Below are 21,763 nucleotides of genomic sequence, written 5' to 3'. Positions count from 1 at the left end.
CTCCGCCTTCGGCTCCGAATTTTGGGGGCTCTGGCGGCGGCGTTATCTCAGCAGCTTTTTCAGATACTGCCCGGTATAGCTGGCCGGACAGGCCGCCACCTCCTCCGGCGTGCCGGTACACACAATGGTCCCGCCGCCGTCGCCCCCTTCGGGGCCCAGGTCGATGATGTGGTCGGCTGTCTTAATGACATCCAGGTTGTGCTCGATGACCACCACTGTATTGCCCCCCTCCACCAGCCGCTGGAGGACCTCGATCAGCTTGTGGACGTCGGCGGAGTGGAGGCCCGTTGTAGGCTCGTCCAGGATATAGATGGTCTTGCCTGTGGATCGCTTGGACAACTCAGTAGCCAGCTTGACCCGCTGGGCCTCGCCGCCGGACAGCTCGGTGGAGGGCTGGCCCAGCTTCACATAGCCCAGCCCCACTTCCTCCAGGGTTTTCAGGCGGTTATAGATGCGGGGCAGATTTTCAAAGAAGGGCAGGGCCTCGTCCACCGTCATCTCCAGCACCTCGTAGATGTTCTTGCCCTTGTAGCGCACCTCCAGCGTCTCCCGGTTGTACCGCCTGCCCTTGCACACCTCGCAGGGGACATAGATATCGGGCAAAAAGTGCATCTCGATCTTGATGAGCCCGTCGCCGGTACAGGCCTCGCACCGGCCGCCCCTGGTGTTGAAGGAGAAGCGTCCAGGGCCATAGCCCCGGCTTTTGGCGTCGGGGGTGGAGGCAAACAGGTCCCGGATATCGTTGAACAGGCCGGTATAGGTGGCGGGGTTGGAGCGGGGCGTGCGGCCAATGGGGGACTGGTCGATGTTGATGACCTTGTCCAAAAACTCCTCCCCCTCGATGCGGTCGTGCTTCCCAGCCCGGGTCTTGGTCCGGTTCAAATCAGCTCCCAGCTTCTTAAACAGGATCTCGTTGACCAGGGAGGATTTGCCCGATCCGGATACCCCGGTAACACAGGTAAAGGTACCCAGGGGAAACTCCACATCCACGCCCCGCAGGTTGTTCTCCCTGGCCCCAAATATCTTCAAATACTTCCCGTTCCCTCTCCGGCGCTGGGTGGGAACGGGGATTTTTTTGCGGCCGGACAGGTAGTCCCCGGTGATAGAGCCTGGGGTGTTCATGACCTCCTCCGGGGTGCCGGCGGCCACGATCTGGCCGCCATGAACTCCTGCGCCGGGACCCACGTCGATGATATAGTCCGCCTCCCGCATGGTGTCCTCGTCGTGCTCCACCACCAGCAGGGTGTTGCCCAGATCCCGCAGCTCCTTCAGGGTGGCAAGCAGCTTGTCGTTGTCCCGCTGGTGCAGACCGATGGAGGGCTCGTCCAGGATATACAGCACCCCCATGAGAGAGGAACCGATCTGGGTAGCCAGCCGGATCCGCTGGCTCTCGCCGCCGGACAGGGTCCCCGCCTCCCGGCTGAGGGTCAGGTACTGCAAGCCCACGGAGCGTAGAAAGCCCAGCCGGCTTTTGATTTCCTTGACGATCTGGGCGGCGATCATGGTCTGGGTGGGATTCAGCTCCAGCCGCTCCATGAAGTTCAGGGCGTCGCTGACGCTCTTGTGGCAGTAGCTGTCGATATCCAGCCCTCCCACAGTGACGGCCAGGGACTCCTTTTTCAGCCTGCGCCCCTGGCAGGTGGGGCAGGGGCACTGGGACATACACTCCTCCAGCTCCCGCTTCATACCGTCGGACTGGGTCTCCCGATAGCGGCGCTCCAGATTGGTGACGATGCCCTCAAAGGGCTGGTACAGGGTGCCCTGGCCCCTGGGCTGGTCATAGTGGAGGGTCAGCTTTTCCCCGCCCGTGCCGTAGAGGATAACGTCCAGCACCTCCTTCGGCAGGTCCTTGATGGGGGTGTTCAGCTTGAACTTATATTTCTTGGCCAATGCGTCAAAGTACATCCGGGAGATTCCGTCCGACTTGATGTTGTTCCAGCCAGAGGCGGTGATCCCCCCCTCGACGATGGATAGATTCTTGTTTGGCATGATGAGGTCCGGGTCGATCTTCATTTGGGAGCCCAGGCCCATACAGGTGGGACAGGCCCCAAAGGGATTGTTGAAGGAGAACATCCGGGGGGTGAGCTCCTCAATGGATATGCCGCAGTCTTCACAGGCGTAGTTCTGGGAGAACAGGATATCCCGGTCTTCCCCCACCACGTTGATGACCACCAGGCCCCCCGCCAGGTTGGAGGCGATCTCCACGCTGTCGGTAAGCCGGCGTGTGATATCCTCCCGAATGACCAGCCGGTCCACCACGATCTCAATATCGTGCTTCTTGTTTTTCTCCAGCTTGATCTCCTCGGACAGGTCATAGGTGATGCCATCCGCCCGGCAGCGGACATAGCCCGACTTCCGGGCGTCCTCAAAAACTTTGGCGTGCTCCCCCTTCTTTCCCCGGATCACAGGAGCCATGACCTGGATACGGGTGGCCTCCGGCAGGGCCAGCACCTGGTCGATAATCTGGTCTATGGTCTGCTGACGGATCTCCTTGCCGCAGATGGGGCAGTGAGGCGTGCCCACCCTGGCCCACAGCAGCCGGAGGTAGTCGTAGATCTCGGTCACCGTCCCCACGGTGGAGCGGGGATTCTTGCTGGTGGTCTTTTGGTCGATGGAAATAGCCGGGGACAGGCCGTCGATGTAGTCCACATCCGGCTTCTCCATCTGGCCCAGAAACATCCGGGCATAGGAGGATAGGGACTCTACATAGCGGCGCTGCCCTTCGGCGTAGATGGTGTCAAAAGCCAGGGAGGATTTGCCCGACCCGGACAGGCCGGTGAGCACCACCAGCTTGTCCCTTGGGATGGACACGTCGATATTCTTCAGGTTGTTCACCCGTGCGCCTTTGACGGTAATATGAGTATGCATGATCTGGTTCTCCTTATTGTTTCCCTTTGGGCGGTCCGGCCTTCAGCAGGACCAGCCGTCGGACATCCTCCAGTTGCTCCTCCCGCTTCACATCCAGCACCAGCCACTTGCCGCCGTTGAACAGCGGGGTATTTTCAAACACGGTTTGAAAGGCCGGGGAAAAGGTGGGCAGCAGGGCGTTCAGTTCCTCCATCTGCTTTGCCCCCACCGTCACCAGGGCGGTAAACCAGCCCGCCCGGATGTAGCAGGCGCACAGGGCCCTGGATCCCTTTTTATACTTCACGTTCCAGCCACGATCCATGGAACACCCGCTGAACTCGATGGCGGGCTTCACCCCGTAAGTGTTCTCCATCCAGCTCTGGAGCCGGAAAAACAGTGGACTGCCTACCCAGCGGGCGATTTCATCCATGTTGGGCTGAATGTTCCGGGGAAATGCCGCGTCCCAGGGAGTCGAAGGATCCAGTCTCATCTCCTCCGGTCGGGGCTCCCGGGCGAAGCGGACCAGGTCCTCCCGCACCGCCCCCCATTTCCGGTAGTTTTCCCGGCCCTGGCGCAGGGTCATGCCGCGGTTCTCATCGCTGGGGTCGTCCTCGCCGGGATCGAACAGGTCGTTCTCCCAGAAGCACACCGGACAGATATAGGCCAGGGCCTCCTCTTTGGGCACGGGGAAGGTAAGAAATCCGCAGCAGGGGCAGGGATAAATTCCCGCCGGCTCCTCTGGCTCCGGCTCAGGAGCCGGGCTCGGCCCGGACTCCTCCAGCACCGTCCAGCCCCCCTCCTCCGATTTTCCCAGCAGGAGAAACCCGTTTTCAGCGGTGGGGAGGTATTGGAATTTTTCCCTGTCTGCTTGCTCTCTCATGTCTGCTTCCTCCGTTTCCTGGGCGGTTGACTGTTTGGGGACACCAGCTCCGCCGCCCGGCGCAGGGTTTCCCCGTCGTCCGGGTCCAGGACATAGTGGGGCTTGGCCCCCTCATAGGGGGCGGCGGAGGGGCGGTCTCCCAGCAGCCCTTCCACACAGGGGAGCATCTTGACAAAGGGGGTGTCGTCGCACACCAGCAGCACAGGCCTGTCGTTGAGATACACCATATACTCTCCGAACATCTTGCGGGAGCGGACTTCCCCCGTTCCCTCCAGCTGTTCGCAGAGATAGGCAACAAATTCAGGGCTGGTAGACATAGTCTTCTCCTTTTCAAACAGTCAGATCGGCGGTCTCCGCCCCAACCAGCCCAATCAGGTCTGTGGGGGAAAGCTCCACCTGACAGCCGATTTTACCGGCGGACACGATAATGGTGTCCAGAATCTCCGCTGTCTCATGGAACACCGTGGGGTACTGCTTCTTCATGCCGATGGGCGAGCAGCCCCCGTGGACATAGCCAGTCAGGGGGAGCAGCTCCTTCTGGTGGAGCATGGCGACGGACTTTTCCCCTACCGCCTTGGCCGCTTTTTTCAGGTCCAGGCTGTCGGCCACCGGGATGTCAAAGACATACAAGGCACCGGACGCCCCCCGGGCCACCAGCGTTTTGAACACACACTCCGGGTCCTGGCCCATGATCCCGGCCACCGTCACCCCGTCCACCGCCTCCCCCTCTTCGTGGGGATAGGTGTGGGGGGTATAGGGGATCTCTTTTTGGTCCAAGATCCGCATCACATTGGTTTTTTCATCCTTCTGCTTTGCCACGGGATCGCCTCATTTCTCTTACAGTATGTAGATCCACAGCACAGCCAGGATCAAAATATGGACGGGATAAAAGGCATAGCAGAAATATTGGAATCCCCGCCCGCCGGGCCCTCGCCGCCCGTTATACATCCAAATAGGGAGCAAGGCCAGCACGGCCAGCCCCTGCTGCGGGAAGGAGAACTCCAGTCCTCCCAGAGAGATTGGAAACTGCATCCCGCCCATCAGCACGCCGTTGATGATCCACAGCCCAGCCAGCTCCGCCAGCCAGCCAAAGGGCAGCTCCCGGCACACCCAGAACAGCAGCACCGTCAGCACCCCCAGACCGCCGTAGTCCACCATAGACAGCTGGCCCAGAACATAGCCCAGCCAGCAGGCCACTCCAAGGGTCAGATAGCGCCAGAGACCGCCTTTTTCCGCCCCAGCCCGGGTCAGACGCAGCATCAGCAGGGCCAGACAGAAGGTGAACAGCACGTTCTGATGGAAGGGATAGATCACATTCCCCCCGTACATCAGATTAAAGGGGATCTCGGAGATCAAGGCAAACAGAAAGATCCGCCCAAGATATCCTTTGAAATGATGGGTGCGGGCAAAGCCCTCCGCGATTTGGAAGGCAAAGATGGGAAAAGCCAGCCGGCCTATACTGGTCATCCACGCGGCCCCGGGAATCACTGTGGCCCACATATGGTCACACAGCATCAGCGCCATCGCCAATAGTTTCAAATGCAGGGAATTAAGGCATTTCAGCCGGTTGAGCACGGTCATTTTCTCTCTCCATATCACAGTAGTAGCGGTCCTCCCGCCATTTGGCGGGATTGGTGTCGATGTATTGCCAGATGCGTCGATAGTCCCGGTCGTTGCGGATGATGTGGTCGTAATAATCATCCTGCCACACTGGTTCATCCCACGCTACGGTGACAGAGCGTTTTAAATAACGCACCAGCATCGGCCCCTACGGCAGTCCCAAGTGTATGCCTCTTTCCGCGGGTGCAAATCGTGATGAAATAATACCCCGGTCGGCCATAGTCGCAATCGGTCAGGCGGTTTTGTTTGCGCCTGGGCATGACCATTGGCTCATCCCCTCAAACATTCACGCAGGCCGTCCAAAAAGGGTCCCAGGGCGGTCTGATCCCCTGTGAATTCAAATTTGAGGCTTTGGATCCCATACACACCAAACAGCGTACCGCTGACCTGAACATGGCCCATGCGGTCCAGATCGAAGCACAGCCTGCCTCCGTAGGAAACATCTTTGATCTCAGCGTGTTTCCCCTGGAGATGATTCATCTCATCCAGTTGACCCACAAAGTTCCTGACCTCTTCGATCCCGCACATCCAAGAGCCGGTGCCGACATATTCTTCCTCGCTCTCTCCGTAATTGTCCTCGCCATTGGAGCACACACGAACCTTGAACTCGGTGCCGTAGGGATCGTTACTTTCCCGGTCATTACACCAAAAATCGAATATCTCCACACAGTTTCTACCCATAGAAAATTTTGCGCTCACGGTTATTTCCCCCGCAGTTCAATGATCTGGTCCCGCAGGGCGGCCGCCAGCTCGAACTCCAGCATCTTGGCAGCCTCGCGCATCTCTTTTTCCAGACGGGCGATCCGCTCTGCCTTCTGCTGTTTAGTGAGGCCCTGGACCTCACCCTTCTTCTCCGGGGTATCCTCCCCTTCGGCAGAGATATCCAGCAGAGCCCGCACCGATTTGATGACTGTCTTGGGTACGATGCCGTGGGCCTTGTTGAAGTCGTCCTGCTTCTCCCGCCTCCGCTCCGTCTCGTCCATGGCCCGGCGCATGGAGGGTGTGATGGTGTCGGCGTACATGATGACCATGCCCTCGGCGTTTCGGGCCGCCCGGCCGATGGTCTGGATGAGGGAAGTCTCGCTTCGGAGAAATCCCTCCTTGTCCGCGTCCAGAATGGCCACTAAGGACACCTCAGGCAGATCCAGCCCCTCCCGCAGCAGGTTGATCCCCACCAGCACATGGAAGGCACCCAGGCGCAGATCCCGGATAATTTCCATGCGCTCCATGGCATCGATGTCGTGGTGCATATAGCGCACCTTGATCCCCGCCCCCTGGAGATAGGCGGTCAGATCCTCCGCCATCCTTTTGGTCAGGGTGGTGACCAGCACCCGCTCGTTCCTGGCGGTACGCTGGTTTATCTCACCGATCAAGTCGTCGATCTGGCCCTCTACGGGACGGACCTCAATACGGGGATCCAGCAGACCGGTGGGCCGGATGACCTGCTCCACAATCTGTCCGGAGCGGGTGCGCTCGTACTCCCCAGGGGTAGCGGATACATAGACCACCTGGTTGACCCGCTGCTCAAACTCCGGAAATTTCAGCGGCCGGTTGTCAAAGGCGCAGGGCAGGCGGAAGCCGTAGTCCACCAGGGTGGTCTTGCGGGCCCGGTCCCCATTGTACATGGCCCGCACCTGGGGCAGGGTGACATGGCTCTCGTCGATAAACAGAACGAAGTCTTTTGGGAAATAGTCCAGCAGGGTATGGGGAGGCGAGCCGACGGGGCGGCCTTCAATCACCCGTGAGTAATTCTCAATGCCTGAGCAGTAGCCCAGCTCCTGCATCATCTCCACGTCGTACATGGTGCGCTGCTTGACGCGCTGGGCCTCAATGAGCTTGTTCTCCGATTCGAAGAAAGCCACCCGCTCCTCCAACTCCTTGTAGATCTCCTGGATAGCGGCGTCCATCTTCTCCTTGGGAGTGACATAGTGGGTGGCAGGCCAGATAGGGATATTGGTCAGCCGACGGATGGGGGTGCCGGTGACCACATTGATCTCGCTGATGCGGTCGATCTCGTCCCCGAAAAACTCCACCCGGATGGCCGTGTCCTTCCAGTAGGCTGGCCAGATCTCCACCGTGTCCCCCCGGACGCGGAACATATTGCGTTCAAAGGCGATGTCGTTGCGCTCGTAGCGGATGGCCACCAGCTTTTTCAGCATCTCGTCCCGCTCCATCTGGGCGCCCACCCGGAGGGAAACCATCATCTTCTCAAAATCCTCCGGCTCGCCCAGGCCGTAGATGCAGGACACCGAGGATACCACGATCACGTCCCGCCGCTCCAGCAGGGAGGCGGTGGCGGACAGGCGGAGACGGTCGATTTCCTCATTGATGGCGGAGTCCTTTTCAATAAACGTATCCGTATGGGGGATATAGGCCTCCGGCTGGTAGTAGTCGTAGTAGGATACGAAGTATTCCACCGCGTTGTTGGGAAAAAACTCCCGGAACTCGGCGCAAAGCTGGGCGGCCAGAGTCTTGTTATGGGCCAGTACCAAGGTGGGACGCTGGACCTTCTCGATGATCTTGGCCATGGTGAAGGTCTTGCCCGAGCCGGTCACTCCCAGCAGGGTCTGCTCGTCCAGCCCCATCTCGATCCCCTGGGCCAGAGCCTGAATGGCCTCCGGCTGGTCGCCGCTGGGGGTATATTCTGAAACCACTTCAAATTTGGGCATTCCCTTCACCTCGCCAGTAGTCTATACAGATTACTCCTCATTATATCAGAACATTTGTTCCAACACAAGAGTTTTTCGCTCCTCCCACCGTTTTTGCAGGGGGAGGAGCGGGTACTTATAACAGCTGATACATGGGACGGCCCTGCCGGCGCTCTGTCTCCATCAGGGACACCACGTCCCCGTCCACGAAGATCAGATGGTCCTCCAGCGTCACCCCAGCGGGCAGCAGGGCGCTGCGGATGACATCAGTGGCCTGCCAGTCGGCGTCGGAGGGAAGGGCCAGATTGCTGATGTGGTTATGGGCCAGATACAGCCTGGAGGCACGCAGACCCACCGCCTCCTCCAAAATACGCCGGATATTGATGTCACAGGCAGAGATGCTGCCCTCTGACACCAGTCGGACCCCCAGGGCCTTTCGCTTGCTGTCCAGGAAGAGGCCATAGACCATCTCGTTTCTCGCCCCAAAAAAATAGGGACCCAGGAGCTCCTCAGCCTGGTGGATGCTGTTGATAATCTTTCCCAGGTCGCTCCTGTCCATCTGGTAGCGCCTGCCCAGAGCGGGGATAAGCCGCAGCAGAAGCGCGGTGTGCTCCCCCACCCCCAGCACCTTTGTCAGCTCGTCCACCGAGGCGTCCAACACCCCGGCCAGAGAGCCAAAGCGGTCGATCAGGTCGTGGGCGATGGCGTTCACATCCCCCTGGGGAATGGCGTAAAACAACAGCAGCTCCAGCACCCTGTGGTCCGGCCAGCCCTCCAACCCACGGGTCAGAAATTCTGTTTTCATCCGCTGCCGGTGGCCGGCATGGCGGTGCTTTCCTTGTTCTGCCATGGGACCTATTCCTTTCCCTCAGTACCTTGCCCCTCAACCTGGGACATCAGCTCCCCATAGTCTACCAGCATTTTTTTACATATCTCGCACCAGAACGCACTTGGCCGCTGTGCCCACACAGCGCCAAAGGACTCCGGAGGCAGCAAAATGGCGTGCTTTTTCTTCAGGACAGCCTTGGTCCAGAGCTTGGGAGGCACCTCCCCGGCCGGTAGAATATAGCTGTCTCCCCGGTCGTGGAACGTCCCTTCCAGCATTGATCCGCCACAGTATGGACAGTTCATTCCAGCACCTCCAATCAAAGGCTCTCTCAGCCCTTGGCTCCGTACTCTGCCAGGTACGCCTCCATTCAAAATGCGGGTTTTCTCCTGCGGGAAAAACATATGCGCTTCGCACACCGCATTTTCAGGGGGGACCAGTTACCCCCTGATGCCCCCCATGCTCTCCAAGGGGACGGGGGGTTATAGGTTTATGCTTTGGCCCCGTACTCCGCCAGGTAGGCTTCCATTTTAGCCTTCATCTCGTCGTCAATATAGACTTTGCCATCCACAGGGTTATTATGGAGGAAGGCGATGACCTCCCGGACGGTAACGATGGGGTAAACCTGGATACCATAGTCCTGGCGCAGCTCATCCAGGGTGGAGCAGTCCCGGGTGCCCCGCTCCATCCGGTCCACCGACACGAACAGGGCCTTCATGTTGACCTTGGCCACATGCTTAAACAGCTCGATAGACTCCCGGACGGCGGTGCCAGCGGTGACCACGTCCTCAATAATGGCCACATCATCTCCGTCCTGTGGCTTGTAGCCCACCATAGAACCACCCTCGCCGTGGTCCTTGGCCTCCTTGCGGTTGAAGCAGTAAGGCAGGTCCCGGTCATAGTTCCGGTACAGAGAGGCCGCGGCGGACACCGCCAGAGGGATCCCCTTGTAGGCGGGGCCGAACAGGCAGGTGATTCCCTCCGGCATATGCTCCTGAATGCAGGCGGCGTAGTAGTCTCCCAGCTTGGCCGCCTGGGCCCCGGTCTTGTAGTTCCCGGTGTTGACGAAATAAGGGGTCTTCCGTCCGGACTTCGTGGTAAAATCCCCAAAGGTAAGCACGCCGGAGCGCACCATAAATGTGATAAATTCCTCTTTGTATGTCATCGTTTCGACCTCTTTTCTCCAGTTTGCCCGGCACAGGCCGGAAATCGTATTATTATATCATTTTTCCTCCCCAGATACAAGAAATCGCCGTCTTTTTTCATCCGGATTTTTCTTCGGCTTTTTTACAGTGTCTGTACTTTACGGTTCGGGCCAGGTTTGATATAATATTTTTGCCCAATGCCTCCGCTCCTCTGTGGCGGCAGGGTCCCGGAAGGAGAGAGAATAGATATGTCCGCCCTGACGCAGCGATGCAAAGCCCTCTTTGGCTATATGGACCAGTTGGTCCACCGAATACCTTCGGTCCCCCGGGATATCCTAACCACTGCTCTTCTGCTGTACGCCGCCTACTGGACCAGCGGCATTCTGATCTCCCACACCGGCGGGGAAAACAATTCCGCCCTGGTATTCGTGTTGGCAGTGGTGTGCATCTCCTTTTTTACCACCGGCTATGCCTATGGGATCACCGCCTCCATCATAGGGACCTTCTGCATCAACTACTTTTTTATGGTCCCCTATTCCGCCTTTTCCTTGAGCCATACGGGTTACCCGGTTGCCATGCTGTCCATGGTGGCTATCTCCTGTATCGTGTGCGCCCTTACTTCCCGGGTCAAGCAGCAGGCCATTGAGGCTGTCCGCCGGGAAAAGAACACCAAGACCCTCTATGAGATGAATGAAAAGCTCAACGCAGAAAAAGCGGCCATCCAGTTACAGTCCGCCAGGGAGACGATCCGGGGCAACATCCTCCGGGCCGTGTCCCATGATCTGCGCACCCCTCTGACCGCCATCTCCGGCGCCGCCTCTGTCCTTCTGTCCAGCGAGGACATCCTCCGGTCAGAAAAAAACGCCTCCCTTGCCAACGATATCAAGGCAGACGCTGATGCTCTGATCGTCATGGTGGAAAATCTGCTGTCCGTCACCCGAATTCAAGACGGCACCATACCCCTGAAAAAGCGGGAGGAGATGCTGGAGGAGGTGGCGGGGGACGCCATTCTGACCACCCGGCGCCGGTTCCCCAACTGTCATGTGGATCTGGAGCTGTCCGAGGATATCTTATACCTACCTATGGAGCCCATGCTCATCAAGCAGGTGATGGTCAACCTGCTTGAGAACGCGGTCCGCCACTCCGGCAGCCAGTCCGGTATCCTGCTCAATCTGTTCCGTCAGGACGAGTGGGCAGTGGTGGAGGTCCGGGACCACGGCAAAGGACTGCCCCCGGAGGTGTGTCAGGCCGTCCAGTCTGGCCGGCCTCTGTCCCGAGATCTGAACGGGGATTCCACCCGCGGGATGGGCATTGGTCTGTCTGTCTGTCAAAGCATCATCAAGGCCCACAACGGCTTTTTTGCCGCGGGCAACGCCCCGGAGGGCGGAGCGGTGATCCGCTTCGGCCTCCCCATGAAGGAGTCTGACCATGAATGAAAAACGACTGATCCTGGTCATCGAGGACGAGCACGCCATCAGCAACTTTATCTGCCGCGCGCTGGCCGCCAATGACTATAAGGCCATCCCCGCCTCCAGCGGCAAGGAGGGGCTTTCCCTGTTCTTCTCCCACAGCCCCGACCTGGTCCTGCTGGACCTGGGACTGCCCGATATGGACGGGCTGGAGGTGCTGGAACAGCTCAGCGACCTGCCCCGAGAGGTCCCTGTCATCATCATCTCCGCCCGTGACCGCGAGTCGGAGAAGGTTCGCGCTCTGGACATGGGGGCGGATGATTATGTGGTAAAGCCCTTCGGCGTGTCCGAGCTGCTGGCCCGTATCCGCACCACGCTCCGCCGGGCGGATCGTTTGAAGATGTCCCAGGGCGCCCAGAGGGACGTGTATCAGGTCCAGGACCTTGTGGTGGATATCACGAAGCACCAGGTGCTGTTAGCAGGAGAGCAGATCCACTTCACCCAAAATGAATTCAAGATTTTGGAGCTGCTGTGCATCCACGCCGGGAAGGTGCTCACCTACGATTTTATTTTGGAGCACGTCTGGGGGCCCTACGGCGGCAACAATAACAATCAGATTCTGCGGGTCAACATGGCCAATATCCGCCGAAAGCTAAAGGAGGATCCCTCCAAGCCCAAATATATCCACACCGAGCTTGGCATTGGCTACCGTATGCTGGAGGATTGACCCCACCAGCAGAGCAGGCAGACCTTAGAGCAGCCCCGGAGCGGGTCTCTCCCTCCGGAGCTGTTTTTGTCCCCCGACGGTGATTAACGGTTTCTTTACATCTTCCTTTCTTTCATTTACACCCATTTCACTCCCCCGATGCTATAATACAGGTAGGAGCTATTCCCACGCGAAGGCAGACAGTGAATACTTCTCTGCCCGCATCATCCGGGTTTCCTCACTTTTCCCGGACCCTTTCTCTCTCCGGCTGACGCCCCTTTCTCTCTCCCGAAAGCGGTCTGTCAGCCAGCACACACGGACAGCCGCTTCCGCCAAAGCCGGCTGTCCACCTAACATTGGGCCCCCGGTTTCACAGTATGGGACCGGGGTTTTTTTATTGCCGGAGAGGCGTAAATGCCTCCTTGTCAACTTTTTAATCTGGACCTCCTTTTCGTTAACACCCATTTAATTTCTTCTCTGCTATAATCAGGATACAAACAACACAAGGAGGCAATGTACATCATGGACACCCGTTTGAAAAACATCCTCTGGGAAGGAGAAGAAGTCCGCTGGTCTGGCCGCCCCAAGCCCTTCTCCCTGTTCGATCACGACAGCAAAAATTCGATTCTGCTCACCTGGATCGTTTCCGCCCTGGTTCTGGCAGCAGTCATTGTCCTGATGGTCTTCAGCTCTATTACTGGCACCCGCTCCTTCACCGATGTCCTTATTATGGCCATCGTAGCCCTGTTTCTACCTGTGGCCCTCTCCGCTCGGCCCTTCATGGATAAAAAGTGCCTGGAAAAGAACACGCTCTATGCCATCACCAATTTCCGCATCATCGCCTTGGTCAAGGGTGAGGTGATGTACCTCCCCCTGGTCAAAGGGATCAAGACCGCCGTTCAATCCCACGAAGATGGCTTCGGCAGTCTTCGCTTCGGTGAGCTGGTCGGCAAGCCCGCCAAGAAAAGCCGTGACCACGCCGTGATTGGCATGCGAAATGTGGACAGCAGAGAAGATATGGCCGGTCTGATGTTCTATCACATCGATCAGCCCGGCCAGCTGCTTCGTTATCTAGCTTGATGTCCGGCGCTCCCCTCTCCCACTTTGCCGGACAATTCTTCCCTTATTTGGCCTTGGGATGATCTTCTTCTCTCCTTTTCATCCCCTATCCGGCCAAACCCTTTTGGACAGTCCCTCCTCTCCCTGGGACTGTCCTCTCTTTTTCAAAAAATGACCCAGGCCTTTGGGCCTGGGTCATTTTTCCTTTTTATGGGACCAATTCCTGACGTAGGCGGTCCAGCGCCCGACGCTCCAACCGGGATACCTGGACCTGAGACACGCCCAACACCCGCGCCGTCTGAACCTGGGTCATTCCTCGGTAGTACCGCAGCAGCAGCACCTGCTGTTCCCGCTCCGGCAGGGTGGAAAGGGCGGTGCGGAGTGTGAGCCGCTCCACCAGCCCTTCCTCTTCGCCTCCGGCAGTAAGCAGGCCCTCCAGGGTCAATCCCCCATCTCCGGTTTCCGCCTGAAGGGAGATAACAGGTTCCGCCGCGGTCTCCGCCGAGGCAATCTCCTCCGGAGACAACCCGGTGTCCTGGGCCAATTCAGACAGGGTTGGCTCCCGGCCCAGTTGGGTGGAAAGCTTACTCCTGGCATTCCGGACTGACATCCCCCGCTCCTTCAGCCCCCGACTCACCTTCACCGGCCCGTCATCCCGGAGGAATCTCCGGATCTCTCCGGCAATCTTGGGGACCGCGTAGGTAGAAAACTGAGTGCCATAGGACTGGTCAAAGCCGCGGACCGCCTTCAGAAAGCCCAGGCACCCCAACTGATACAGGTCGTCCGGCTCCACACCTCGGCCGTAATACCGCCGAACTACGCTCCAGATCAGACCGTTGTTCTCCTCCAGCACCTGTTCACAGGCCCGGCTGTCCCCATTTCGGGCCGCTTCCAGCAGATCCAGGTCGGAGAGAGTGCCGCTCACCGCCCAGCCCGGCGGGCGATCTTCCGCCGCATGGTCACAGTGGTCCCCTTACCGGGGGCAGAGCGGACCTTCAGCGTGTCCATAAAGCTCTCCATAATGGTGAAGCCCATTCCGGACCGCTCCTCGTTCCCTGTGGTAAACAGTGGTGTCCTGGCCTGGTCCACATCAGCGATCCCCACTCCCCAGTCCCGGATGACGATTTCCAGGCTGTGATCCTCCCGCAGACGCAGCTTCATGGCAATTTTGCCAATGGTGTCTGGATAGGCGTGGACGATGGCGTTGGTCACCGCCTCGCTGACCGCGGTCTTCACGTCGTTGACCTCCTCCAGCGTGGGGTCAAGCTGGGCGGCGAAGCAGGCCGCCGCCGCCCGCGCGAAGCCCTCGTTGGCGGAGCGGCTGGGAAATTCCAGATTCACATGATTTTCAATTTTCATATTATGTAGGTCCTCCTTCGTGCAGGGCGGGCCGCCCCCTCTATTCAAATCGGATGATACGCTGGAGGCCGGCGGCCCGGAACACCTTTTCCGCCTGCCCCGGCGTGTTGATCACCCGCATGGCTCCTCTCACCTGGCCCATCCGGCGGTGTGCCCGCAGCAGCACGGCGATGCCGGAGCTGTCGGTAAAGGTCAACCCTCCCAGGTCCAGAGTCAGTTCCCTGGGCAGCGCGGCGTCGATCCTCCGGTCCAGCTCCTCCATCACCGCTTTGGCCCCATGGTGATCCAGCTCTCCCGTCACCGCCGCGGTCAGCCGGCGCTCCTCTTCAGTGCAGTTCACAGGCATTTCTTGTGGCTCCTTTCCAGGGGAAGGCAGACGGCCGCCCCTATGTCCCAGATGGTTTGATTATAGGACAGGCCCTCTGTCATATCCTGCCTCTTTCTGTCTGTTGACAGTATTTCCCTCCTTTTCCGTTGTCATTCCTTCCCTATCTTTTGGGGTAAAATTTTTTATTTTACAAATTTTGTATTTTGCCGTATAGTAGTATGCGAAGAACGATTGACAACAGGAGGCGCTTTCGGGTGTCACGAGAAATACATCTTACCTCTGGCCCTATTATGCCCCAGCTGGTCCGGCTCTGTCTGCCTCTATTGGCCGCCAACGTGCTCCAGCAGCTGTACAACATCATCAATTCTCTGGTGGTGACCTACTACATCGGGGACAGTGCCTTTGCCGCCCTAGGGGTAGCCGAGAGCGTAATGAACCTGTTTATCTACGTCATCACTGGGGCCTGTATGGGCGCTTCCGTCCTAATCGCTCAGTTTTACGGCGAGGAAAACTTCCCCCGTCTGCGGCAGCAGCTCTATGTGTCCGCCGTCCTCATCGGCGGATGTACCCTGGGCGCCGTCCTGCTGGGCCAGATTTTCCTGCCCCAGTTACTGGGCGTCATCCAGACTCCAGCGGAGCTGATGGGAGATGTGTCCTCCTATCTGCGCATTATTCTAATTGGCATGGTATTCACCTTCACCTATAACTATCTGGCCGCCACCCTCCGGGCTGTGGGAGACACCCAGGCCGCCCTGTACTTTCTTCTCGCCTCCCTTGGATACAACCTAGTCTGCGCCTGGCTGCTGGTGGCGGTGCTTGACATGGGCATTCAGGGGACCGCTCTGGCCACCGCTTCCGCCCAGCTGCTGTCCACCCTGCTATGCTTCCTCTACATTCGCAAACGGCGTGCCTTTCTTACGATTCATCGGGGAGATATGAGAATGGACCGCCAGTTGGTCCGGCTGACCAGCAGCTATGCCGCTGTGGCGGCCCTCCAACAGTCCAGTCTCTACCTGGGCAAGCTCATCATCCAGAGCGCAGTCAACGGCATCAGCCTGGTAAGTACCGCTCCCATCTCCGCCTTCACCGCCGCCACCCGTGTGGAGAACTTCATTCAGGCCTTCGGCATAAGTGGATGTGAGTCCATCGCAATCTTTGTGGCCCAGAACCGGGGCGCCTGCCAGGAACTCCGCACCTATCAGGGATTTAGATGGGGGATTTTTACCCTTTTGACCATGGGTCTTTTCTTCTCCCTGACAATAAATCTGGGCGCCTATCCCCTGTCTGCCCTATTCCTGGGCGGCAAGGCGGAAGGGATGGAGCTATGTATCTCTTATTTGAAGTACATCAGCTGGTTCTATTTCCTGTCCTTCACCGGTCACGCCTGGGTCGGCTGGTACCGGGGCGTGGGACGGATGAACATTACCTTCTGGGGCACCACCATTCAGATCGCCATGCGGGTAGCCGGGACCTATCTGCTGGTAGGGGCCATGGGGCTGGATGCGGTGGCTCTGGCCACCGGAGTGGGATGGGTCGCAATCAACATCTTCCACGCCTCTGTCTTTGTCCTAGCAGTCAAGGGCATCTGGCCCAAAAAGTCTCAGTCACCTCAATAAGTGAGAAAGCCGCGGCCCACGGGCCGCGGCTTTCTCACTTATTCAACAATTTCAGGAAACGGACCAGCCGCCTCGGACCAACAGCTTCACATCACTGGCAGCTGCCTTCAGGGTACGGTCTGGGATGGTGGACATATAGAGGTGGTTTTTCGTCAGGGAGGCGCCGCTGTTCACGGTCCCGCCGGTGGAGATATCAATGAGGGCGGGGCTGGTATTGGACTGGACCGTGGCCGATCCCACCCGGAGTAGGACCTCGCAGCCTACCTCCAGAGCCATGGTCTGACCACTGGTCATCGTGACCAGGGTATAGGAGGCGCTGCCAGAACCGGCAGAACCGCCTGCCGCCTCTATCTCCTGCTGATATTTGGCTATCTGGGCAGCCAGCTGGGTGGATAGCTCCTGCTGCCGGACCTTAGTGTTCTCCTCCACCTTAGCCACCACCTCAGGAATAACCGTTTCATCCAGATAGCTCATGGTAACCAGAGGGTCATTTTGGTCCCCGTTGGCGGCCAGCACCACTCCAGCCCCCAGGCAGAGGGCGGCCAAGATGGCGGTTCCCGCCGCCAGGGTCCATCTCCTGCTTTTTTTCATGATAAGTACTCCTATCTCTGTCGCTGTCTTATGTAGGCTCCGCCCATAGGCGGAGCCGCTTACTTTTACACCATGGTCTCTGGGTGCAGCCCGAAGCTGACCGCGATAGCGGTATCCACCTGCTTCATGACTCCCTCGTCCAGTCGGCCCATCTTTTCCCGCAGGCGACGCTTATCCAGGGTCCGCACCTGCTCCAGAAGGATAACCGACTCCTTGGGCAGCCCGCAGCTCAGAGGTGCCACCGAGATATGGGTGGGCAGTCTGGCCTTCCCTGTCTGGGAGGTGATGGCCGCGGCGATGACAGTCGGGCTATGACGGTTGCCCGTATCGTTTTGGACGATCAGAACAGGCCGCACGCCCCCCTGCTCACTGCCCACCACCGGGCTGAGATCGGCGTAAAAGATGTCGCCTCGCTTCACGCTGTTATCCACGTACATTCACACTCCGCTGGAAAGATAGTACGCGTTACAGGCGCCCACCGGGTCCTATGTAACGCTGTACTATGATTCTCCCACGGAGCGGCGGGGTTTATACTCTCCGCCAAAAAATAGCATTTTTTGCTTTGACCAAGCCCGCCGCGCCTTTGTACCCTGGAGAGGTCCTCCCCTCTCCGCCGCTCCAACTCATCCTATGTGGGTCTGAGCCGGGCGGTCACGGGGCCGGACAGGCAGCGGGCCAGCCTGTCCGGTGGATTTTGGGGGCCAAACTCAACGGATCTCCCTTCCACCATCCAAATAGATACGGGGGACCCGCCGGGAGAGCTGGCACAATAATTCATAGACAATGGTCTCAGCCTGATCCGCAGCGCGCTGGGTCAGCCCAGGGCCATAGATCCGGGCCACATCCCCCGGCGCCACGTCGGGCAGGTCCGTCACGTCCACCATGCACATATCCATACAGATGCGTCCAAGGACGGGGCACAGCCTGTCCCCGATCTGGACCTGCAGCTTGTTGGACAGGGATCTTGGCAGGCCGTCCCCATAACCGACCGGCAGGACAGCTACCCTGGAATCCCGCTCCAGCACGGCGGTACAGCCATAGCTGATGGGGCTTCCGGCAGGCATTGGCCGGACGGCGGCCACCCGGCTTTTCAGAGTCATGACCGGGATCAGGCCGGGGGCCTCTATCCCCGGCGCAGGCGGGAAGCCGTATAGGGCGATGCCGGGACGGATCATATCCATGTGGCTCTGCCCATAGTGTAACACAGCGGCGCTGGCGCCGCAATGGTAAATTGCGAAATGAAGCCCCCGGTCCTCCAGAGCCTTCTTCGCCTCCAGAAACCGCCTGAGTTGGGCTGCGGTGTAGGTCTCGTCCTCATCCGCAGCGGCGAAGTGGGTGAACATCCCCTCCACCTCCAGCCCAGGCAGGGCGCACAGGGCGGTCATCTTCTCCAGGGCGGAACCGTTCTCTCCATCCCCCCAGAGAAACCCCAGCCGTCCCATACCAGTGTCCACCTTCAGGTGGACGCGCAGCCTCTTTCCGGCGGCCAGCGCCACTCGGGACAGGGCCTGGGCGGACTCCAGATCCTCCACAGTCTGGGTGATGTTCCAGTCCAGCAGGTCCTGGGCCAGCGCCGGGTCCGTCTGGCCCAGGCAGAGGATGGGCAGGACAATACCGCCCCGCCGCAGCTCCTCCCCCTCGGCTGCACAGGCCACCGCCAGCATATCCGCTCCCAGCTCCTGGAGCTTTTGGGCCACTGGAACCGCCCCATGGCCATAGGCGTCCGCCTTGACCAGCCCCAAAAATCCGCAGCCCGCCGGGGTCAAGGCCTTTAGGGCCCGGTAATTGTGTGCCATGGCCCCCAAATCTATCTCCGCCCAGGTGCGGGCCTTCCGTCTGTCTGTCATCGGTCATACCTTCTTTTGTATCCAAATAGGGCCTGCCGCCCCATTTTCCTCTCCCAAGGGCCTGTTCCCCTAGGACATAGCAAAATCTGTAAACTCACATAAAATGGCCCGGAATCCGTCCACCGATATCTCGCCTCTGGACAGGGCATGGGTAGAGGTGTCGAACCACAGGGATACCTCGCTTCCGGTGCCCGGAGTTCCCTCCGGGTCCCCACAGTCCATACGGAGCAGGGTGCCGTCCTCCTCCAGCGCGCAGGACACGATGTAGCCTGACCGGGCCCCTTCCAACAGGGCGGGGACGGCGGACACAGGGCTCAACCCCTCCGGGTCCAGCGGGCCCGTTTCCACTGAAAGACCGTCATATTCCAGCTGTCCATCCTGCCCTGTAACGCGGGCCGTGATGCCGGCCACCGTGTCCGGAGCGGACAGTGTCAGAGTGGTCTCCTCGCCGTCCACCGCCACCGCCAGCTCATACTGGTACACCCGCTGCCCGTAGTCGGCGGTAATGGCCGCCTGCCCCGCGCAGGAGCTCATGGCCAGATACTCCCCCCGGATCTGTAAGGCCAGCTCCTCCGCCTCGTTCCCTTCCGCTCCGCCGGTACAGGCGGATAGCAGCAGGATCATCATTGGTACGCAAAACAGAAGTTTGCGCACAGTTTTCCCTCCAAAGCGTCATGAATAGGCTTTTATTTTCGCTCCTCATTCTCCTTCAGCACCTCGGGGAGCATCCCGATCAGGTCAGAGGGCAGCATGGCGTACTCCCCAAACCGTTGAGCACACTTGTCCCCGGCCTTCCCATGAAGCCACACAGCCAGAGCAGTTGTTTCCGACACCGCGGCATGGGGTCCCTGAAGGTGCTTTTGTCCCAGCAGGGCGGCGATCATCCCAGCCAGCACATCGCCGGAACCTCCCTTTGCCATGCCGGGATTCCCGGTGCCGTTGAGCCAGGTGCGGCCGTCTGGAGCGGCAGTGACAGTGCCCCGCCCCTTGAGGACCAACGTGCAGCGGTGGTCCTTGGCAAAGGTCCGGGCTGCCGCCACCCTGTCCTGGATGGGGAGGGCACACCCCGTCAACCGGGCAAATTCCCCGGCGTGAGGGGTCAGGACCGTGGCCGCCCGCCGTCTGTCCAAACTATCTATATGCCCGGACAGGGCATTTATGCCATCGGCGTCCAGCACCACTGGTATCTCCAGGTCACATAGCAGGGAGCGCACCAGCCGCTCCATCTGCGGATGCCGGCCCAGGCCAGGACCGATCACAGCCACATCACAGGACCGGGCCTTCTCCAATAGTTTATCATACTCCTCCGGCAGAGGAAAGGCCATGGCCTCCTGGCACTTGACAGCCACAATGGGATAGATCTCTCGGGGCACTCCCACATAGACCAGTCCGGCTCCGGTGCGCAGCGCCCCACAGGCGGCCAGCACAGGAGCTCCGGTATAGCCCTCGCTGCCCCCCAAAATAAACACCTTTCCAAAGTCCCCCTTGTGGCCGTCTGCCGGCCGGCGGGGGAGATTCCAGTGCATATAGTCCGGATGGAGCTCTATTGGCTCCGGGCCCCGCCATATCATCTGGTGAACCAGATCCTGGGGGATGCCGATATGGGCCACCCGCACCTCTCCGGCACAGCCCGCACCAGCGCCCAAATAGAGCCCCGGCTTGGCGCAGGTGAAGGTAACTGTGGTTTCGGCCTGGACAGCCTGGCCCAGTATCTCCCCAGTGTCCCCATCCACCCCGGAGGGCAGATCGCATGACACTACGGGAGCCCGCCGGCCGTTCATCCACTGGACCGCCGCCAAAAAATCCCCCTCCAGCGGCCGCTTCAGCCCCACCCCGAACAGGGCGTCCACATAGCAGTCGCAGGTCCCCAGCCAGGCCGCCAGCCTCCTGTCCTCCAGGTCCAGAGGCTCCAGCACGCCGCCGGCCTCGATCAGACGGGCCTCCATCGCCTTTGCGTCCGGCGTCATCTTCTCCCGGCCGCCCACCAAAAAGGCACGGACACGATAGCCCTCCTCCAGCAGGATGCGGGCGGCGGCGATGCCGTCCCCACCGTTGTTGCCAGGACCGCAGAAAACAGCGATCCTCTGGGTGGGGTCGGTATTTTTGCTCTCCACGATGGCCCGGACAGCCTCCATCTCCCGCTGCTCCTCCGGCGTGGGCTCCCGGCTGTCCTCCATCATAACAAATGCTACCGAAACAGCCGACCCAATCACGCCATCCGGCCGTCTTGGCTCCTTCACAGGCCCCACCAGATTGACCACCGCCTGGGCCGCCTCCCGGGCGGCGTTCTCCATCAGCTCCAGAGAGGGGATCCCCCGCTCCTCAATGGTCCTCCGGTCCAATTCCCTCATCTGCTCTGTGGTGGCAAGCATACTCATTTTTCCCGCTCCTTCCATCCCTTTGGCAGCAGCTCCTCCACTGGGACTAATTCCACCACCTGGGCCGCCGCCGTCTTCGATGGGTATACCGTCATCTCCAGGGCCGGCTCCCACAGCTCCCGGACCTCCTCCCCCGCCAGCAGCCGTCCGGAAAATCGCTCCATACCTTCCGACACCAGGAACACCACCCCGTCCGGGGTGACGCAGTAAACCCCGTCTCCGATGGATTCCGCCCGGCCATACCAGCCGCCATCCCGGTCCCGGGCGACAAGTTCCATATAGGGCACTGTAAAAAACGGGGCGTTGGGAATGTCCTCGTCCTCAAAGAAAAAGAACACCCCGGCCCGCTTCGCCATCTCCTGATACTGAGGCAGCTCCTTCCGGACCTTGGCCTGCTCGGTGTGGATCACAGTCCCGGCGGGAAGGACCTTCGCCTCGCTGCTTAAGAGCCCCAGCGCGCCAAATCGATTCAGCTCCCCCATGTCAAAGTAAACGGTCCTCACA

Annotated in this window: 24 protein-coding genes; 4 read left to right on the top strand and 20 right to left on the bottom strand. The window is 59.6% G+C overall.

Annotated elements, in window-relative coordinates; genetic code table 11:
* Positions 1 to 42: 42 nt before the first annotated feature.
* The 11 genes from uvrA to pyrE all read right to left on the bottom strand — a co-directional run bounded on the left by uvrA (position 43) and on the right by pyrE (position 9,986).
* Positions 43 to 2,868 carry an excinuclease ABC subunit UvrA gene (uvrA, locus tag OCV64_RS14995; protein ID WP_147570886.1) on the bottom strand — a complete coding sequence of 942 codons (2,826 nt, stop codon included), beginning with the start codon at positions 2,866 to 2,868 and terminating at the stop codon, positions 43 to 45.
* 13 nt (positions 2,869 to 2,881) lie between these two features.
* Positions 2,882 to 3,727: a DUF3788 family protein gene (locus tag OCV64_RS14990; protein ID WP_240286919.1), complete on the bottom strand. Its 846-nt coding sequence runs from the start codon at positions 3,725 to 3,727 to the stop codon at positions 2,882 to 2,884.
* Complete coding sequence (locus OCV64_RS14985) at positions 3,724 to 4,044, bottom strand: TfoX/Sxy family protein (protein WP_186853314.1); 321 nt, start codon at positions 4,042 to 4,044, stop codon at positions 3,724 to 3,726. Before OCV64_RS14985 ends, OCV64_RS14990 begins: the two co-directional genes overlap by 4 nt.
* A 13-nt stretch (positions 4,045 to 4,057) precedes the next feature.
* Complete coding sequence (gene ybaK, locus OCV64_RS14980) at positions 4,058 to 4,546, bottom strand: Cys-tRNA(Pro) deacylase (protein ID WP_240286917.1); 489 nt, start codon at positions 4,544 to 4,546, stop codon at positions 4,058 to 4,060.
* An 18-nt stretch (positions 4,547 to 4,564) separates the two neighbouring features.
* Positions 4,565 to 5,308 (bottom strand): TraX family protein, encoded by a 744-nt coding sequence (locus OCV64_RS14975; RefSeq protein ID WP_186853313.1) that lies wholly within the window; start codon positions 5,306 to 5,308, stop codon positions 4,565 to 4,567.
* Positions 5,277 to 5,483, bottom strand: a complete 207-nt coding sequence (locus tag OCV64_RS14970) for a hypothetical protein (RefSeq protein ID WP_240286912.1) — start codon at positions 5,481 to 5,483, stop codon at positions 5,277 to 5,279. The genes OCV64_RS14975 and OCV64_RS14970 overlap by 32 nt, the downstream gene beginning before the upstream one ends.
* 134 nt (positions 5,484 to 5,617) lie before the next feature.
* Entirely contained in the window at positions 5,618 to 6,046 is a 429-nt protein-coding gene (locus tag OCV64_RS14965; RefSeq protein ID WP_262670441.1) for a hypothetical protein, read from the bottom strand.
* Positions 6,047 to 6,048: 2 nt separating this feature from the next.
* Positions 6,049 to 8,016 carry an excinuclease ABC subunit UvrB gene (gene uvrB, locus OCV64_RS14960; protein ID WP_262670440.1) on the bottom strand — a complete coding sequence of 656 codons (1,968 nt, stop codon included), beginning with the start codon at positions 8,014 to 8,016 and terminating at the stop codon, positions 6,049 to 6,051.
* Between the two features lie 115 nt (positions 8,017 to 8,131).
* Positions 8,132 to 8,845 (bottom strand): JAB domain-containing protein, encoded by a 714-nt coding sequence (locus OCV64_RS14955; RefSeq protein WP_147570891.1) that lies wholly within the window; start codon positions 8,843 to 8,845, stop codon positions 8,132 to 8,134.
* 5 nt (positions 8,846 to 8,850) lie between these two features.
* Positions 8,851 to 9,126: a PF20097 family protein gene (locus OCV64_RS14950; RefSeq protein WP_262670439.1), complete on the bottom strand. Its 276-nt coding sequence runs from the start codon at positions 9,124 to 9,126 to the stop codon at positions 8,851 to 8,853.
* A gap of 185 nt (positions 9,127 to 9,311) precedes the next feature.
* Entirely contained in the window at positions 9,312 to 9,986 is a 675-nt protein-coding gene (gene pyrE, locus OCV64_RS14945) for an orotate phosphoribosyltransferase (RefSeq protein ID WP_147570893.1), read from the bottom strand.
* A 228-nt stretch (positions 9,987 to 10,214) separates the two neighbouring features.
* On the opposite strand from pyrE, the gene OCV64_RS14940 reads away from it, so the two are divergent.
* The 3 genes from OCV64_RS14940 (at position 10,215) to OCV64_RS14930 (ending at position 13,161) form a co-directional block, all read left to right on the top strand.
* Positions 10,215 to 11,402: a sensor histidine kinase gene (locus tag OCV64_RS14940; protein ID WP_186853309.1), complete on the top strand. Its 1,188-nt coding sequence runs from the start codon at positions 10,215 to 10,217 to the stop codon at positions 11,400 to 11,402.
* A complete protein-coding gene (locus OCV64_RS14935) occupies positions 11,395 to 12,102 on the top strand; it encodes a response regulator transcription factor (protein WP_147570895.1) in 708 nt (235 codons plus the stop codon). The genes OCV64_RS14940 and OCV64_RS14935 overlap by 8 nt, the downstream gene beginning before the upstream one ends.
* Before the next feature lie 501 nt (positions 12,103 to 12,603).
* On the top strand, positions 12,604 to 13,161 hold the full coding sequence (locus OCV64_RS14930) for a hypothetical protein (protein WP_147570896.1): 558 nt from the start codon (positions 12,604 to 12,606) through the stop codon (positions 13,159 to 13,161).
* A 187-nt stretch (positions 13,162 to 13,348) separates the two neighbouring features.
* On the opposite strand, the gene OCV64_RS14925 is transcribed toward OCV64_RS14930, so the two are convergent.
* Genes OCV64_RS14925 through OCV64_RS14915 form a run of 3 tightly spaced genes read right to left on the bottom strand, consistent with a single transcriptional unit; the run spans position 13,349 to position 14,845 of the window.
* Positions 13,349 to 14,065, bottom strand: a complete 717-nt coding sequence (locus OCV64_RS14925) for a sigma-70 family RNA polymerase sigma factor (RefSeq protein ID WP_147570897.1) — start codon at positions 14,063 to 14,065, stop codon at positions 13,349 to 13,351.
* On the bottom strand, positions 14,062 to 14,499 hold the full coding sequence (gene spoIIAB, locus OCV64_RS14920; RefSeq protein WP_147570898.1) for an anti-sigma F factor: 438 nt from the start codon (positions 14,497 to 14,499) through the stop codon (positions 14,062 to 14,064). Before spoIIAB ends, OCV64_RS14925 begins: the two co-directional genes overlap by 4 nt.
* A 40-nt stretch (positions 14,500 to 14,539) precedes the next feature.
* Positions 14,540 to 14,845 (bottom strand): STAS domain-containing protein, encoded by a 306-nt coding sequence (locus OCV64_RS14915; RefSeq protein WP_147570899.1) that lies wholly within the window; start codon positions 14,843 to 14,845, stop codon positions 14,540 to 14,542.
* A 236-nt stretch (positions 14,846 to 15,081) separates the two neighbouring features.
* On the opposite strand from OCV64_RS14915, the gene OCV64_RS14910 reads away from it, so the two are divergent.
* A complete protein-coding gene (locus OCV64_RS14910; protein WP_186853307.1) occupies positions 15,082 to 16,443 on the top strand; it encodes an MATE family efflux transporter in 1,362 nt (453 codons plus the stop codon).
* 51 nt (positions 16,444 to 16,494) lie between these two features.
* Here OCV64_RS14910 and OCV64_RS14905 read toward each other — a convergent pair whose 3' ends face one another.
* The 6 genes from OCV64_RS14905 to OCV64_RS14880 all read right to left on the bottom strand — a co-directional run bounded on the left by OCV64_RS14905 (position 16,495) and on the right by OCV64_RS14880 (position 21,762).
* Positions 16,495 to 17,034 (bottom strand): hypothetical protein, encoded by a 540-nt coding sequence (locus tag OCV64_RS14905; RefSeq protein ID WP_147570901.1) that lies wholly within the window; start codon positions 17,032 to 17,034, stop codon positions 16,495 to 16,497.
* Between the two features lie 65 nt (positions 17,035 to 17,099).
* Entirely contained in the window at positions 17,100 to 17,465 is a 366-nt protein-coding gene (locus OCV64_RS14900; RefSeq protein ID WP_317246521.1) for a type II toxin-antitoxin system PemK/MazF family toxin, read from the bottom strand.
* A gap of 276 nt (positions 17,466 to 17,741) precedes the next feature.
* Complete coding sequence (gene alr / locus OCV64_RS14895; RefSeq protein WP_147570903.1) at positions 17,742 to 18,881, bottom strand: alanine racemase; 1,140 nt, start codon at positions 18,879 to 18,881, stop codon at positions 17,742 to 17,744.
* A 69-nt stretch (positions 18,882 to 18,950) separates the two neighbouring features.
* Positions 18,951 to 19,535 carry a hypothetical protein gene (locus OCV64_RS14890; protein ID WP_262670438.1) on the bottom strand — a complete coding sequence of 195 codons (585 nt, stop codon included), beginning with the start codon at positions 19,533 to 19,535 and terminating at the stop codon, positions 18,951 to 18,953.
* A gap of 32 nt (positions 19,536 to 19,567) precedes the next feature.
* Entirely contained in the window at positions 19,568 to 21,259 is a 1,692-nt protein-coding gene (locus OCV64_RS14885; protein WP_262670437.1) for an NAD(P)H-hydrate dehydratase, read from the bottom strand.
* Entirely contained in the window at positions 21,256 to 21,762 is a 507-nt protein-coding gene (locus OCV64_RS14880) for a hypothetical protein (protein WP_262670436.1), read from the bottom strand. Before OCV64_RS14880 ends, OCV64_RS14885 begins: the two co-directional genes overlap by 4 nt.
* Position 21,763 lies beyond the last annotated feature (1 nt).

It is taken from the genome of Muriventricola aceti (assembly GCF_025567565.1).
In the GTDB taxonomy this organism is placed as follows: domain Bacteria; phylum Bacillota; class Clostridia; order Oscillospirales; family Oscillospiraceae; genus Lawsonibacter; species Lawsonibacter aceti.
The sequence above is the reverse complement of the archived record's forward strand: the minus strand, read 5'-3'. Positions and strand labels throughout refer to the sequence as shown.

Excerpts from the sequence above, each read along its gene's own strand:
- uvrA (WP_147570886.1), bottom strand. The coding sequence starts at position 2,868 with ATGCATACTCATATTACCGTCAAAGGCGCACGGGTGAACAACCTGAAG.
- OCV64_RS14990 (WP_240286919.1), bottom strand. The coding sequence starts at position 3,727 with ATGAGAGAGCAAGCAGACAGGGAAAAATTCCAATACCTCCCCACCGCT.
- OCV64_RS14985 (WP_186853314.1), bottom strand. The coding sequence starts at position 4,044 with ATGTCTACCAGCCCTGAATTTGTTGCCTATCTCTGCGAACAGCTGGAG.
- OCV64_RS14975 (WP_186853313.1), bottom strand. The coding sequence starts at position 5,308 with ATGACCGTGCTCAACCGGCTGAAATGCCTTAATTCCCTGCATTTGAAA.
- uvrB (WP_262670440.1), bottom strand. The coding sequence starts at position 8,016 with ATGCCCAAATTTGAAGTGGTTTCAGAATATACCCCCAGCGGCGACCAG.
- OCV64_RS14955 (WP_147570891.1), bottom strand. The coding sequence starts at position 8,845 with ATGGCAGAACAAGGAAAGCACCGCCATGCCGGCCACCGGCAGCGGATG.
- OCV64_RS14950 (WP_262670439.1), bottom strand. The coding sequence starts at position 9,126 with ATGAACTGTCCATACTGTGGCGGATCAATGCTGGAAGGGACGTTCCAC.
- pyrE (WP_147570893.1), bottom strand. The coding sequence starts at position 9,986 with ATGACATACAAAGAGGAATTTATCACATTTATGGTGCGCTCCGGCGTG.
- OCV64_RS14940 (WP_186853309.1), top strand. The coding sequence starts at position 10,215 with ATGTCCGCCCTGACGCAGCGATGCAAAGCCCTCTTTGGCTATATGGAC.
- OCV64_RS14935 (WP_147570895.1), top strand. The coding sequence starts at position 11,395 with ATGAATGAAAAACGACTGATCCTGGTCATCGAGGACGAGCACGCCATC.
- OCV64_RS14930 (WP_147570896.1), top strand. The coding sequence starts at position 12,604 with ATGGACACCCGTTTGAAAAACATCCTCTGGGAAGGAGAAGAAGTCCGC.
- spoIIAB (WP_147570898.1), bottom strand. The coding sequence starts at position 14,499 with ATGAAAATTGAAAATCATGTGAATCTGGAATTTCCCAGCCGCTCCGCC.
- OCV64_RS14915 (WP_147570899.1), bottom strand. The coding sequence starts at position 14,845 with ATGCCTGTGAACTGCACTGAAGAGGAGCGCCGGCTGACCGCGGCGGTG.
- OCV64_RS14905 (WP_147570901.1), bottom strand. The coding sequence starts at position 17,034 with ATGAAAAAAAGCAGGAGATGGACCCTGGCGGCGGGAACCGCCATCTTG.
- alr (WP_147570903.1), bottom strand. The coding sequence starts at position 18,881 with ATGACAGACAGACGGAAGGCCCGCACCTGGGCGGAGATAGATTTGGGG.
- OCV64_RS14885 (WP_262670437.1), bottom strand. The coding sequence starts at position 21,259 with ATGAGTATGCTTGCCACCACAGAGCAGATGAGGGAATTGGACCGGAGG.